12 protein-coding genes are annotated in these 14,574 nt (G+C 38.6%); 7 read left to right on the top strand and 5 right to left on the bottom strand.

The genetic code is table 11. The annotated features are described in order from the left end of the window. Positions 1-95: 95 nt before the first annotated feature. The 3 genes from AACS98_RS07430 to AACS98_RS07420 form a co-directional block, all read right to left on the bottom strand. Entirely contained in the window at positions 96-1,229 is a 1,134-nt protein-coding gene (locus AACS98_RS07430; RefSeq protein WP_066377819.1) for an NAD(P)/FAD-dependent oxidoreductase, read from the bottom strand. A 195-nt stretch (positions 1,230-1,424) separates the two neighbouring features. Continuing rightward, a complete protein-coding gene (locus AACS98_RS07425; RefSeq protein WP_066377818.1) occupies positions 1,425-2,594 on the bottom strand; it encodes a YcaO-like family protein in 1,170 nt (389 codons plus the stop codon). Between the two features lie 67 nt (positions 2,595-2,661). Further along, on the bottom strand, positions 2,662-4,077 hold the full coding sequence (locus AACS98_RS07420; RefSeq protein WP_066377817.1) for a TfuA-like protein: 1,416 nt from the start codon (positions 4,075-4,077) through the stop codon (positions 2,662-2,664). Between the two features lie 211 nt (positions 4,078-4,288). Here AACS98_RS07420 and AACS98_RS07415 point away from each other — a divergent pair, with 211 nt between their 5' ends. The 6 genes from AACS98_RS07415 to AACS98_RS07390 all read left to right on the top strand — a co-directional run bounded on the left by AACS98_RS07415 (position 4,289) and on the right by AACS98_RS07390 (position 11,980). Beyond that, positions 4,289-5,593, top strand: a complete 1,305-nt coding sequence (locus tag AACS98_RS07415; RefSeq protein ID WP_066377816.1) for an MBL fold metallo-hydrolase — start codon at positions 4,289-4,291, stop codon at positions 5,591-5,593. 652 nt (positions 5,594-6,245) lie between these two features. After that, positions 6,246-6,572 (top strand): Nif11 family protein, encoded by a 327-nt coding sequence (locus AACS98_RS07410; protein ID WP_066377815.1) that lies wholly within the window; start codon positions 6,246-6,248, stop codon positions 6,570-6,572. 338 nt (positions 6,573-6,910) lie between these two features. Further along, a complete protein-coding gene (locus tag AACS98_RS07405; RefSeq protein WP_066377814.1) occupies positions 6,911-8,434 on the top strand; it encodes a radical SAM/SPASM domain-containing protein in 1,524 nt (507 codons plus the stop codon). An 87-nt stretch (positions 8,435-8,521) separates the two neighbouring features. Next, positions 8,522-9,133 (top strand): TIGR02466 family protein, encoded by a 612-nt coding sequence (locus AACS98_RS07400; protein ID WP_066377811.1) that lies wholly within the window; start codon positions 8,522-8,524, stop codon positions 9,131-9,133. A gap of 26 nt (positions 9,134-9,159) precedes the next feature. Then, a complete protein-coding gene (locus AACS98_RS07395; protein WP_066377809.1) occupies positions 9,160-10,761 on the top strand; it encodes a tryptophan halogenase family protein in 1,602 nt (533 codons plus the stop codon). Positions 10,762-10,933: 172 nt separating this feature from the next. Then, on the top strand, positions 10,934-11,980 hold the full coding sequence (locus tag AACS98_RS07390; protein WP_066377808.1) for a hypothetical protein: 1,047 nt from the start codon (positions 10,934-10,936) through the stop codon (positions 11,978-11,980). An 89-nt stretch (positions 11,981-12,069) separates the two neighbouring features. Here AACS98_RS07390 and AACS98_RS07385 read toward each other — a convergent pair whose 3' ends face one another. Then, on the bottom strand, positions 12,070-12,993 hold the full coding sequence (locus AACS98_RS07385; RefSeq protein WP_066377806.1) for a hypothetical protein: 924 nt from the start codon (positions 12,991-12,993) through the stop codon (positions 12,070-12,072). 219 nt (positions 12,994-13,212) lie between these two features. Then, positions 13,213-14,013, bottom strand: coding sequence for an SDR family oxidoreductase (locus AACS98_RS07380; protein WP_066377805.1), 801 nt, complete (start codon positions 14,011-14,013; stop codon positions 13,213-13,215). 68 nt (positions 14,014-14,081) lie between these two features. Between AACS98_RS07380 and AACS98_RS07375 the strand changes: the two genes are divergently transcribed. Beyond that, positions 14,082-14,574: GNAT family N-acetyltransferase (locus AACS98_RS07375; protein ID WP_066377804.1), on the top strand; the 493-nt coding region annotated here is incomplete at its 3' end.

Below are 14,574 nucleotides of genomic sequence, written 5' to 3'. Positions count from 1 at the left end.
ACCTACTGCTAGTATACCAGAAAGCCGTCGTAGAACGACGGGGTTTTCAACCCAAATTTTCGATAAATCAATTTAGGCGGCTCAGTTCCTTTTTTTCAACAGTCAAGTGAAATCAATTTTCCCATACCTTTGTATAACAAGGAATTGATTGGCTGTAATGGTTCGTGCTGAAGACGAGGACGAAAATTCACAGCAAATTGCGATATGAAACCAAAATATTTCCAGACAGCATCAGCATAAGGCTGTAATGCTGTAGCACTGTAATCTTTGCCTCGGCAAATCGAACCTAACAGTTCCCCTGCTATTTTCCCTGACATCATGGCTCGATCAATTCCATGCCCTATTAACGGATCAATTAGACCAGCAGCATCACCTGCTAGAATAAAACCATTACCATGTATGGTTCTTGTTGTCTTTGCTAAAGGTAAATACCAACATTGAATATTTCCCACTGGTTCGGCTGCTAGAAATCTTGCTTTTAATAATGGAGATTGGATTAAATGCCGATGAATCTCTGATGGAAAAACACCTGTATTTTTAAAGTCTTGTTCAAATAATATGACTCCGACATTGACAGTTTCTTGGTCTACAGGGAAAATCCAAAAATAACCAGGTCTACATTCTGGAAGATAATACAATTCTAATTCATTTCCAGAAACATCAAGGTGACGATAGTAGGCACGAGTCGCTACTGCTCCATCCTGTCTTAAAGATTGATGTAACCCTAATTTTCTCGCTACTACTGAGCTACAGCCATCTGCACCAGCCACTACTTTAGCCGTATATTCCTGTTTTCTCCCATCCTCAGATGTTCCCTGAATGCCAAATACATAATCTTCTTTCATCAGCAAGTTTTCAACTTTAAACCCCTCTTTTGTTTCAGTACAAGCTTTTGCTGCTTGGAATAAAACATTATCAAAAATCCAGCGTTTTGATGTAGAAATGTCTTTGGTTTTACTCATACTTGGAGGAATTAATCGCTCGCTTTCTGAATAAAAAATCATATTATTGGCACAAGCGTGAGGTTCTTGTAGTAATTTATCTATCAGATTAAACTCCTGCAAAATTTTTAAACACATTACGGTCAAAGCATCACCACAGATTTTGTCGCGAGGAAATTTTGCTTGGTCTACAAGTAACACTTTAAGTCCCTGCTTGGCTGCTGACAAAGCCATTGTTGAACCAGCCGGCCCTCCACCGACAATTATCAGATCGTAATCGTAATTCATGAGTTATTGCTTTTAATTTTTATTGGTAAATAAGGAATAATTTTTCTGGTTAAATAAAACTTTTATGCCGCTAATTATTATTGATTTTATCTCCTTTGATACATCTTTACACCATGATATTTTTTAATGCGATCGCTCCTAATTGCCTTGAGATTTTCTCAAGAAACAGGCTCTTAGTTAGGTTGCTTGTATCGGCTAAAACAGGGAATGATTCATGATTAATCCAGGGACAAAAACTTTAACAACGGGAATATGAAACGGTTTTCGCGTCAAATCGACACGATAAACATTTTTGTAGCCATTGTTGCCGAGAGACTGCAAAACATAGTTATAGTCTGCCGATAAATCATGTTGAGCCAAGTTAGTTAATTTTTGCCAGGGTGTGGTACTGGTAATGCGATCAAAATAATTGTAGAGTTGACGATGGGTGTTAGTTCGTTCAAAAATCTGCTCGGCGTTGAGATCATCTCTTGCGCCGTGGATAAATGTGAGTCGTGACTGGGCGGCTTCAGTAATAGCTCGTGTGGCAGCAATACTCGGACTAAGATGTGTTCCATAGCCGACATTGACTATGAGCGCAGGGTTATAAGGATTTTGGTCAAGCAGAATAGCCCAAAATGTGTTAATAGCAATACAGCTTTCTACCCAGATGAGAACAAGCTTGAACTCAGCAGCATTGATGCGTTCTAATAAAGTTTGTAAGCCAGGATCATCTATTGTCTGGAGAGCAATAAATTTACATCTGGTTTGAAGATTTAAGCGTCCTTGAACCACAAGGTGAGCGATCGCATCTCGTTCGATCACTTCGTAAAGTCCATGAATTGTCCCTTCTAAAATATGATTTCCACTGGCTAGCCCATTAGTTCCAATCGCATACAGATGCGGAGAATAACGAGAAGAACAATCATAAACTGCACTGGCTGGTAGCCAGACCTCTGCGTTAGTCATGAGGTTTTGTCCTGGTACCCAATCGAGGATAAAATCAGGATGAAAATAGGCACAATCATAGTATCCTGGCAGAATATGAGGTGCTATCACCTCTTTTCCACTCGACTGCAATGATTTGAGACTGTCACGCCGCAACCGCTCATCTGGGGTTTCGGCGTGGAAAACTTCAATCGCTTCCATCAACGCCGAAACCTTAGCCGCCTCATGGGAAATTCCTTTACCATTACTGACTTGTAACCAAGGTCTTGTAGGTCGAATGGCACAGTAGACTGGAATACCTAGCCGATCTAATCCTGTGACATCAGCACAACGGGTAATTCCCATCGCTAGCAAGTGAGGTTGAATATTGGCTAAAGTTTGTGCTGGGGGAATTAAACGATGTGTCCCATAAGTATAATTTTTGTTCAGGCTATTCATATCAAATTTTCACAAATTTCTCTAGGCACAAAGCAGAAAGCAGAGGAGACAAATTCATGTTGGTTGACTAATGACTATTGACTACCAGTATTTGTGCAGCTTTTCCGGTAATTTGCAATTCTTGAAACAATGCTTGTGGAAAAGACCAAGAAATACCAAAATATTGGGGTTCTTTGTCAACAATCCAGGCTTCCATTGCTTTTTCTACCAGCCAAGCTTGATGTTGCTCTTGATCTATCAAGTTATTCAGTTGTGGCAATTTTTCCAGATAACTGTTTAGTTCTGTCTCTGGACACACTACACCATTTTGTTCTGCCCATTCCACAATCAAACGACGCTGTGATAACTCTGGCCACATATTCACTTGTGATCCTACATTACCAGTGAAGCGTAATTCTGCTGACAAGGCTGTTTGATAGTTCCACTTAATACCGAAATAGTCTGGGCCTTGCTGAACAATCCAATCAACTAAAAAATACTCTGCCAGTATTTCTTGGTAGGTTACAGAAGTTAAACCATTGGATTGTAACCATTCAGCCTCGTTGACAATGTTATATTTTTGTTGCCATTGTCTGAAATAGCTTTGCCACTGTGCTATGGGAAAAGATATCTGATTTTGTCTAGCCCATCTGAGCAAGAAGCAGCGTTTTGCTAGTTGCGATCGCATCCTCCCTTGCAGTTCGACATCTTGTTTGAGAAGTTGTAATATATCTTTCCCTACTCTCAGTCCGCTAGCAGTCACAAATCCAGTCATCTTTAATCGCTGGAACTGTAAATCTATAGAGGGAGAACAAAAGCGTCCCTTTGGTTTTGGTATTTGCTCTTGACTGAGGCTGGCGTATAGTTTCAAGACTCCCATAGCATCAATTTGTTTGATGTTAATCTTGTGGTGGAGTAAGTAATGCTTGAGTCTGGTTGCATTCTCTGATGGCAAGTCTTGAATTACTTGACTCTGAAGCATCTGCTGGTAAGAACGCTGTGGATAATAAAGCTGTTTAACCTCATCAATTAAATAGCGTGCTTGTTCAGCCGTTAAATAGTTGGCTTCTACTGCTTGAAGTAATGTATAGCGAATATTAACTAAAGGCTCTGACATGGAAACGAACCCAGATTCTTCTGTGCCGTGTAACAGAGCTACTTCGTCATCACTTTCCAGTAGACCATCACGATACCATGCAAAAACTTGACCGTGACCAACCATACCAAACGGTTCTAACTCTGCTGCTCTCAAAGCTCCCATGCTAGATGCACCAAATACCTGAATCCCTTCTTCAATGGCATGAATCAGTTCACGATGCCAAATCGAAGGTTTACCGTGAAAAATCCCATCAATCAGAATGATTGTTTTGACACCTGAAGCCATAATACGGTAAATATCGCCCTTACTCGCTGGAGGATAGTAGTCAGCATCAAGAATTTGACGGGCTTGCTGTCTGGGCAAAGATGGGCCTAAGAATACTGCTACTGAGGGAGATTTATTCATGGGCAAATTAAATAATCGAAAAGTTATGCTTTCTCATTGCTATTTAGTTTGATTTATTACCAATAATATTAGTTGAAATTGCCAAAATTACCAAGCTCGAAATTAATTACCTGAACTTTTCCGAGTGAAAACCTGAACTTTACATAACTTTCCTGGCGCGATCGCCGCTATAAAATATTTATTCCCTGATCAACATACCTAGGTAACCACAATGAATATTGAATATATTACTCATGCTTCTTTGTTATTGAGAACAGAGGAATTTTCCCTGCTGACTGATCCTTGTTACTTCCTCGAACCATTTTTCGCTACAAATTTATTTCACTTCCCACCCCGAAAACTTACCCCGGAGATGTTTGGTAATTTAAACTATGTCTATAGTTCACATATTCATGTAGATCATAGCCATCCTGAAACTATTAAACAACTCAAAAATCAGATAGACACTGTTCTTTTACCTGCAAAAAGACCTGATTTAGAAAAAAGATACCGAGATATAGGTTATAACAAAATTATTCTTTTACAGAATGGAGAAACCCTCCAACTCAATGACACAGTAGAAGTTACCAGTTACTGGGATGATCCAGTCGATACTATTTTATTGGTCAAAATACAAGATCAAGTCATTCTCCATCAGAATGACTGTAAATTAACGCCAAGAACATTATCTAAAATTGCAGATAGATTTCACATTGACTATGCGTTTCTTCTTTATACTACTTTTGCCAATCATCAACCAACTTTACTATATGGGTTGCCAGAAGATATGAGCAAACAAGTAGCAGATGATGAAGAAGAATTTTTAAAATACCAAGTTGAACTGCTCAGAATTCTCAAACCACAGACAATCATTCCTTATTCCATGACATTGAGCTATTGTCAACCAGATCAGTTACATTTCAATGGCTATCAGAGAATGACCCCAACTATTTTTATCAGTAATATTTTAGCTCATTTACCGCAAACCAAATATTTCATATTACAACCAGGAGATATTATTGATTTAGAGTTAGAACAGGTGAAATCAGCGCATAATAAAAACTTTTGGGGAGAAAACCTTCAGGAATATTTGCACAACATTAGTAAATATGTCCAAGAGGAAAATATCCCAAAATTTAACTTTGGAGACTCTGAAGAAAACAAAGAAATAATTGCCAATTATCTCCAACAACTTTTGACTTCGACCGTACCAGATTTATTTATTAATCAAGTTATTGTTCTGGAAGTAATTGGCAATGAACACAATATGACCTACATAATCGATTTCCCACATCAAAAAATTTTTTTGAATAACTCACAACTAGCAGATATCTCTAATAACTACTTTGTCAAGCTCTCAATTCCAGCCAGTATTGTAGAGCAGTTAATTGCAAATAATTTAAATGATTCACTCATGGACTTTATCCTGTATTCTAATCGAGTAACTTTAAAAGTCAATTATCATAAACAACTTTCGATTAAAGCAAAATTTGGTCTATTCATTAAAACTTTGCTATTTATTTTCGGCAACAGATAAAATGATTTTTTTAAATAAATAGGACTAAATTTACCTGTCACATTAAATGTGTCTTGTATGGTGCGTCAGACTGCTTAATTGCTGTCAATCAAGATATTTTTAAGAGCTAATTTGTCAACTCAAGTAAACACACATCTTGCAAGAGTTCCTTAACTGATATCTTGCATCATTCTCAATAACCGTAGGGCGATGCACTGCACACAACGTAAAAATCTATCTTTTGAGCGAATTTTTAGGAGTGCATCGCCGCCCTGTAATCGCAATAAAGCAACTGGTGCAAGATGTAAGTTAATGATAATTTTTGTAGGGTGGACGGGTTTCCCGGCATAAAGCCAGTGGCGTGGATAATAGGGGATCTACAAGTGTTGGATACCACACGAAAAAGTTTTCAAACATCCTCTAAGTTCTGAGACATATCAAATAATCACGAGTTTCCGTAATTTTTTTACAAAAAGTAACATAATTTTTTAGTGTTACTTTTTATGAACTATTTACGGAATTTGCAGTTTTAGGTGTGCATAGGATAAACTCCTGAACTTTTCATAACTAAGACCTGAATTTTCCAGAAACACAAATAATTATCATCTTGATAGGATTTAACAAGACTGAAAAACAGTCGATTGAGAATTTGTATTCAGGAGATTTAAAAGATATGTCCGCAGAAAATGCAAAAGAAATGATCAATGCTCTCCAGCAAAATGAAGCATTGAGAAATCAAATAGAAAGTAGTAGTTCCAGTGCTGAAGCAGCATTTAATCTAACTGTAGAGTTAGGCAAACAACAAGGACTAAATTTTACTGCTGAAGAATTTCAGCGCGAATTAGAAGCGCGGGGATTAGGTGTCAATACAGATGGCGAACTAGAGAGCTTATCGACAACTGTAGGAGAAGAGGGTGAAATTTCCGAAGAAGCTCTCGAAGCCGTTGCTGGTGGATTTTATTACGGCAATAGCCGTGGTTCAAGTTGCTCTCAATGGTAAAAGATGAAGGTTAATGTGTTGTTTGAGGACTAACCCAACACATCTGTACATCATCTTTGGCATTTCAATATCATTTTAGCAGGGGGGGAGCATCCCAAAATGGCAAGAACATCGTTGAGTCGGTTCTCGACATCGACATATCCTTGCAAAATCGGACTCTCCCATTGTTTTCCCTGCTGATAGAAATTGACTAAGGGACTTTTAAGTAAAAAAATATTCGATTGTCATTGTTGGCTGTTAACAGTTAACAGTCAACAGTCAACAGTCACCAGTCACCAGTCAGCAACTCATAAATAAAACCAGAGTTCCATAGCTTTATTGAATGAGGAAAAGATAATATGCTGCGGACAAGTAGTTATACAATCTACGTAGATTTACCTAACAACCCAGAGGAAGTCCTGCTTGTACACGGCTACTCAGGTGCTTTTGATAAAGTTAAGCGACCAATAGCTACTTATTTACGTTCAACTGAAGCTAAGGAACGTCCCAAACCTCTCTACGGAGAATGGGTTTCTGAACCTCCTATCGAGTCAGATGTTGTTGCACCTTCTCCAGCAACGATAGAGTCACTCAAACGGCGGGGTTACTTGACGGAAATGACGGTGGAAGAAGAAGAAACATTTTTCGTCAAGATGGCGACGAAACTGCATCAGATTGAAAGTCTGTTGATGCCAGTTTACATTATTATGCCCACCTACAGCTGCAATCTGCGGTGTGCTTATTGTTTTCAAGATCATATGCGGACTAACCCCGCATTCAAACACTTGTTGCAAATTATGCAGCCGGAGATAGCCGATAGAATTTTTGCAGCCATGCCCCAAATTGAGGCAGGTCATGGTGTACCAGTAGATGCAGATATTCCTCGTGGTATCACCTTCTTTGGTGGAGAACCGTTGCTAGCAGAAAATCACTCGATTATTGAATACATTATAAATAAGGCATTATCTCTGGGTCAGGCACATTTCGATGTGATTAGTAATGGAACTGAGTTACACGCTTATAAAGATTTGCTAGGCCCTGATAAAATTTCATCAGTGCAGATTACCCTGGATGGGCCAGCACTGGAACACGATAAACGCCGCATCTATGCTGATGGCAGTGGTTCTTTTAACAAAATTGCTGATAACATCACAATGGCATTGGACTTAGGGGTGCAGGTAAGTGTGCGGATGAATATTGACCGCAACAATATCCAACAGTTGCCTGAGTTAGCTGATGAAATTATGGCGCGTGGTTGGCATCACTACGAAAAATTTGCTACCTATACGGCTCCCATCCATGCCTCTAATGAAAACACAGATGTAAAAACAACTTTTAATTCCTGGCATTTGCAGAAAGCTTTACAAGAAATGCGTCGTGAATATCCAAAGATGGAAGTTATTTTGCCTCCTGATGATGCCTTGCCTGATACAATTAGACAAATATTTGAACAATATAAAGATCCATCACAAAAGAAAAAATCTTTGCCTCCTTTTAAAGCCAGTTTTTGTCAAGCACATAAAAAAATGTATGTTTTTGACCCCTTTGGTGATATCTATGCTTGTTGGGAGAAAACTGGGGATAAAAAAATCCGCATTGGTCATATCACTGAAAACAATGAAGTAGTTTTAAATGAGGAATTGAATCAAACTTGGCGGAATCGTACAGTTGTCACTAACCCTACTTGTCGTAAATGTCGTTACGCCCTTTACTGTGGTGGTGGGTGTGCAGTATTGGCGATGAATCACACTGGTAATTTTCATAGTAACTATTGTGATGGTTTTGGCAATCGTTTCCGTGACAACGTAGCTAAGGCGTATCAAGATTATGTTTCTGATGCTCAACCCCTGGTGAAGCGAAATATTCCAGTCTGTAGTTGCTAGCTGGCAATGAGTTGAAAATTACAAGTTTGCGTCCAGGCTGATTGGCCTGGACTGCTTTTTCCACAATCACAGGGGACGATAAATATAGTGTTTGAACATAAATTTCAAAATCGTTTGTTTTTTACCCCGATATATGGATTTAAATTAAATTTATCAGAGAGTTATATTGCCGAACTCATTCACGAAAGTCATCAGCTTTATCGAGAACAGGGGATTTATCAGGAATATCGCAGCACTAGGGATGCGTTTCAAAGTAAAGATGATATTCATCATCATCCGTTATTTAAAGAATTTTTTGATGTGATTGTGCAGGCATTTAGTGAAGTTGTCTGCAAAGATTATCAAATTGAGGTTGCAGATAGACAGAAATTCTTTGTCAAAAAAGCCTGGGTTAATGTTAACCCTACAGGAGGCTATAATGTAGTCCACAATCATCCTAATGCTTTTTTTAGCGGTGTTTATTATTTGCAAGCCGATCAGGATTCAGGAGAAATTGCTTTTCTGAATCCAGTATCAGAACAGGGCTTGACTATGCCACATGAATTAATTCACCAAAGCAGTATTTATACTAGCGATCGCTATTTCTATTCGCCGAGAAAAGACCTACTTCTTTTATTTCCTTCTTACATCAATCATTACGTTCATCCAAATAAATCTTCAGAAGACAGAATTTGCGTGGCTTTTAATATCGGCAGATAAGAAAATAATCATAAATTTCAGCAAATATGACATTAGAAAATCCTCAACAAATTACAAACATAGTTATTCTGGGTGGCGGTTCAGCCGGTTGGTTATCCGCCACATATTTAAATCAAATCCTGAACGGTGGTAAAGGCAGCCCTTGTCAAATTACCTTAATAGAGTCTAGTGATATTGGCATTATTGGTGTTGGTGAAGCCACAATTCACACCTTTCCTGGCACGTTAAAATTATTAGGAATTAACGAAAGTGAATGGATGGTTAAATGTAATGCCACCTTTAAAAATGCGATTAAATTTGTGAATTGGTCGGGTTTGCCGGGAAAAGATGTGTATTGGCATCCGTTAAGTGATATAATTCGCACTACAGGTTTATCTATTCCTATTTTTCACTATTGGCTGCAAAGTAAATTCCAGGGTAATTCAGCAGCTTTTGATGCTAGCTGCTTTGCAGCAGTTGAGTTGTCTGAGTCTCAAAAATCACCTAAGTCTGTAAACAATCAGAATCCTCACACCCAACTCAGCGACTATGGCTATCATTTAGATGCTGGGTTGTTAGCTACTTATTTGAAGGAGAAGGGAAAGTCAGAAGGCATTAGACAAATTGTCGATAACGTCTTAGATGTTGCTTTCGATGAACATGGATTTATTCGGCATTTAGTCACAGAAAATCATGGTGGAGTTGCCGGAGATTTATTTATTGATTGTTCGGGATTTAGCGGCAGACTGATTAATCAAGCACTGCAAGAACCGTTTATTTCTGATAATGATTGCTTATTGTGCGATCGCGCCGTGGCTATACCAGTATTCTATGAAAGTGGAGACAAGTATAACGAAAAGCGGGGCGGCATCAATCCTTACACCACCTCAACGGCTTTAAGTTCAGGATGGGCATGGAATACGCCACTTGTAGAGAGAAGCGGCAACGGTTATGTTTATTCCAGTGCTTTTATTTCTCCTGAACAGGCCGAAATGGAGTTAAGACAGCACTTACAAGAATACACTACTCCCGCCCGACATCTACAAATTAGGGTAGGTAAAACTCGCAATACCTGGGTAAAAAATTGTGTCAGCATTGGCTTAAGTAGTGGATTTATCGAACCCTTGGAATCGACAGGGTTATATTTGATTGAAGCGGGATTGTATCATTTACTCAAGAATTTTCCCGACCGGAAATTTGATCCCATACTTAGGGACAATTACAATCAGACAATGCAGGATTTGTATGAAGATATCCGCGATTTCATTGTCCTTCATTATTGCTTAACTCAAAGAGAAGACACTCCATTTTGGCAAGCTAATAAATATAACCTGAAGATTCCCGATTCATTGCAGCAGCGATTAGAACAATGGCGATACATCTGGCCTAGTCACAATTTTTCCGCAGTCTCTCAGCCATTGTTTGGAGATTATTCTTATGTATGTATTTTGGCAGGGATGGGATATTTACCTGAGAAAGCTTTGCCAATAGCCACATATCAGCCAACTTTATCTCTACAGTTATTCGCTCAATTAAAAAATTATGCTCAACATTTGAAAACCTGTTTGCCAAACCATGTTGATTATCTCAAAAATATTCATCAGCGAGAGATTTTGTCCAATATTTTTATGCTAGGCAAACAGGAATAAACTGAATGGCATTACAGGAATGACAAACAATCAAATGACTATCGAAAAATTTGTTCTTAGCAGTTAAACCTTGCCTCTTACCTATCTCCACGAAAAGAATTTTTCAGGCAACCCTAATTATAAAATGGGTAGAAGTTTGATGGTTGATGACTAAAATTTCGGTAAGAAGACGATGAATTACTCATTGGAAAATTATTTACGCTTAGTGGTTCCTTATCTCTCAGATGTACTCGTTTCCCAACAACAATTAACTGCCATAAAACATCTGACTGAAATTTTGCCACCTCTGTCGCCAATGCTTTTAGAATGCCGACTGGCAGCAGAGCAACCAAGAGTAGATGTATCAGTAGGCTTACAACCTATGAAATTTCTTATTCCTGAACCACTGATATCTTATCCATTTTGGCAACAGCTTGAAAGTTTCTGTCAAGATTGGACAACTGTTAATTCTTTTGTGTATCAGACAGTTAAGGATATGTGGCTCGAATTTGATCTTGATGGATTAACAGATGGGTTAACGGTAGCTTGTTGGTTTTTTAGTTTGCGGGGAGAGGAGTTTCAAGATAAGAACATTGAGGCTAACTTAAAGTTAGTAAAATTAATATCATTGTTGCAAAATTGTCCCCTTGATCAGCAGCGCAAGGCTTTAGTTGAACGGTGTGTCAATGCCTTACCTGATGGGGTAGGAATAAGTCAAATTGGGGCAATGCGATCGCGTCCCGGAAAACCATTGCGGATCAATGTTGATGGTTTATCCCCACAGATGATTCCCACTTATTTAGCTAAAATTCAAGGTGAACCAGTGCCGGCTGATTTGACGGAGATGATCACCCTCATTCAACCTCTAAGCGATCGCATAGTTTTGTGCTTTGATATTGAAGAGCAAATAGGCTCTAGAATCGGACTGGAATGTTATTTAAACCAACAGCCCAAAAAAGAACCTCGCTGGAGTGAATTCCTTAACCTTGCCGTAGCAATGAAATGCTGCACGCCTCAAAAGCGAGATGCCCTTCTACAATGGCCTGGGTTAATTCAAAAAAAAGATCAGCCAGAACTTTGGCCTGTTAATTTACAATACTTAGACTCATTGATCAGCCCTGGTAGCTTTAGTGTGTTCTGGCGCACCATCAATCATCTTAAGCTAGTTTATCAACCCGGTTGCCCTTTAGAGGTAAAAGCTTATTTAGCTGTTGGTCATCGTTGGTTCAAGGCTGATTGAGCCGATTTGTTGACCTCTCACCGCCTGGCTGAAAAGCGCGAGAATACAATTTCAAGAATTTTTTGATTTTTGACTTTGCCTGTTCCAAATCATTTACTCCCCGCAATTAATTTCATTTTCTCTCGACTTGAACCATATAGTTCCACAAATCTATTAAAAAGTAACATATTTGCTTGCTTAGAAGACCTACTACCTTTCAATAAACGTTCAATATCAATTTCCGCTAAATTTCTCAGATAAGGTAAATCTTCCCAGAGAGTTAAACAAGAAGCAAGATGTAATAAAATTTGCAAGATTGGTTTAGGCCATTCCAAATCGCTATAAATTTCTATAAAGAATTGATGTTCTTTCTCAGTTAATGGTACAGCGCAAAATATTACTCTTATTCTTTTATTATTGTAGACTGGAATACTCAATTCAATAGTATATGGAGTATGTAAGATTAAATCCACCTCAACTATAGGTCGTCTCCACATTCGCAAAGGATTAGCCGGCTCATCTATCAACGTTTGAAACTTGATGATTCCACCTATATTGGTAGGTTGGAATTCACTAACATTCAAAACTTTCAAATTATTTAAACTAAAACTATGAACAGTTTCTAAATGTTTCAGGTTTAAAAGATGATAAATTTGGCAGAGATAAGGAAAAGGTAAAATATACTCCTGGCTAATCATGTGCCTTTTTTTTAGCTCAAAATTATTAGTCTGAGTAAAGCAGAAATAGCCTTGATATGGACTTATATCAGTATTTTCATCCAAATTATCTTCAGGTTTTAAATATAGCCAAATCAGGAAAAAGAGAGAGGTTGTAAAAATCTGCAATATTTCTGTTGCTGATAAATATCCATCAGCAAACGCCGCCATACTTCTGTCAGTGATGCCAAAAATCCAAGACGGTATCCCAAAAAACCAAATACCTGTCCTGAATTTATTAATAAACTGATAAATTTCAAATTGTACAGGATTATTGTCGTTATTCTTGGCTTTTATATTATCATTATCTATAGACATAGAAAATTATCATAAATAAAGATTTATTACAACTTCTATGTTAGTAAGAGATAATGCTTGACAACTCTGCCTCTAGCTGTAAAGCAGAGTTGAAAATATTGTGCTAAATAACAAAAATCTCTGACAAAAACTTAAAACTTTAGACAGAGAAACTGAGCAATTATTGATTAGTCTATAGTTATATGTTGCGACTATAGACTCATGGATTCACCAAGCAATTTAACTGGTCTTCTGCATTATCCACTGCATGAGACTAGGAAATAATCGATAGACAGTAGTAGTCACTGCACCAGAACCAACGACTATTTCATCTTTGTGATGTTTGACGACATCCCAAATGGCTTGAGCTACATCTTCAGGTTGACTAGCTACAGCAGTATTTAAGATATCATTCATCTGCTGGCGATACTTTTGAGCTTCTTGTTCATCCTTACCGCGAAATTGCGATCGCTCCATAAAATCGCTGTTAGTAACACTCGGTTGTACTGCACAAACATGAATACCTTTTGGTTGTAATTCCAGGCGTAAAGTCTCAGTTAAACCTGTAACAGCATACTTACTTGTACAATAAGCAGTCATATTAGGTAACGGCATTTTGCCACCAAAAGACCCCACATTGACAATTGTCCCAGTACCTCGCTGCAAAAAGTGGGGTAGTATTGCTTGAATTGTGTATAAATAAGCCCAAAAATTAACATTCATTATCTGCTGCCAATCACTCAAAGAAGTATTTTCGATTGGCCCTGTCATGCAAATCCCTGCATTATTTACCAATACATCGATATGACTATAAACATCTAAAGCTTTCTCTATCAGGTGGTTTACCTGTTCCACTTGGCTGACATCCGTAGGGATAGCTAAAGCTTGTCGTCCCAAATTTCGCACCTCAGCCGCCACCGCCTCTAAACGTTCTGGCTGACGTGCGGCTAAAACCACATCATAACCTTGTTGAGCGAATAACAATGCTGTGGCCTTGCCAATACCTTGAGAAGCACCCGTGATAATTACTGTAGGAGACATAGAATTATGACTGTGAACAATGTATTATTTGTGAATATTTCCACCAAATTTTCTGCAAAACGGCAGCAATGACCATCCGTCATGCGAATGAAACTGATTTGTCAGCAATAGTAGCAATATATAATGCTGCAATTCCTACCCGCCTCGCCACTGCTGATTTAGAACCTGTGTCTGTAGAAAGTCGCCGTGCTTGGTTTCAGGGACGAGTGGCTAATAAACGTCCCCTGTGGGTAATCGAACAACAGGGAGTGATAGCAGGGTGGCTGAGTTTCCAATCATTTTACGGACGACCAGCCTATCACGCCACCGCCGAAATTAGTATTTATATCGCCCCAGCCTTCCATCAGCGAGGCTTAGGAAAACAACTATTAGCCACAGCTGTTCACGAAAGCCCCAACTTAGGTTTAAAAACCTTGTTGGGTTTTATTTTTGCTCACAATCAACCCAGTTTAAAATTATTTCAATCCTTCGGGTTTGAAAAATGGGGACATTTACCCCAAGTCGCAAACTTAGACGGTGTGGAAAGAGACTTAATTATTATGGGACTGAGGATAGGGGACT

Origin of the sequence: Anabaena sp. CA = ATCC 33047 (genome assembly GCF_963870205.1) — a bacterium.
GTDB lineage: Bacteria > Cyanobacteriota > Cyanobacteriia > Cyanobacteriales > Nostocaceae > Trichormus.
The sequence above is the reverse complement of the archived record's forward strand: the minus strand, read 5'-3'. Positions and strand labels throughout refer to the sequence as shown.

Bases quoted from the DNA above. Each gene is read 5' to 3' on its own strand.
- AACS98_RS07425 (WP_066377818.1), bottom strand. From the start codon at position 2,594: ATGAATAGCCTGAACAAAAATTATACTTATGGGACACATCGTTTAATT.
- AACS98_RS07395 (WP_066377809.1), top strand. From the start codon at position 9,160: ATGACATTAGAAAATCCTCAACAAATTACAAACATAGTTATTCTGGGT.
- AACS98_RS07415 (WP_066377816.1), top strand. From the start codon at position 4,289: ATGAATATTGAATATATTACTCATGCTTCTTTGTTATTGAGAACAGAG.
- AACS98_RS07410 (WP_066377815.1), top strand. From the start codon at position 6,246: ATGTCCGCAGAAAATGCAAAAGAAATGATCAATGCTCTCCAGCAAAAT.
- AACS98_RS07385 (WP_066377806.1), bottom strand. From the start codon at position 12,993: ATGTCTATAGATAATGATAATATAAAAGCCAAGAATAACGACAATAAT.
- AACS98_RS07390 (WP_066377808.1), top strand. From the start codon at position 10,934: ATGAATTACTCATTGGAAAATTATTTACGCTTAGTGGTTCCTTATCTC.
- AACS98_RS07430 (WP_066377819.1), bottom strand. From the start codon at position 1,229: ATGAATTACGATTACGATCTGATAATTGTCGGTGGAGGGCCGGCTGGT.
- AACS98_RS07380 (WP_066377805.1), bottom strand. From the start codon at position 14,013: ATGTCTCCTACAGTAATTATCACGGGTGCTTCTCAAGGTATTGGCAAG.
- AACS98_RS07405 (WP_066377814.1), top strand. From the start codon at position 6,911: ATGCTGCGGACAAGTAGTTATACAATCTACGTAGATTTACCTAACAAC.
- AACS98_RS07420 (WP_066377817.1), bottom strand. From the start codon at position 4,077: ATGAATAAATCTCCCTCAGTAGCAGTATTCTTAGGCCCATCTTTGCCC.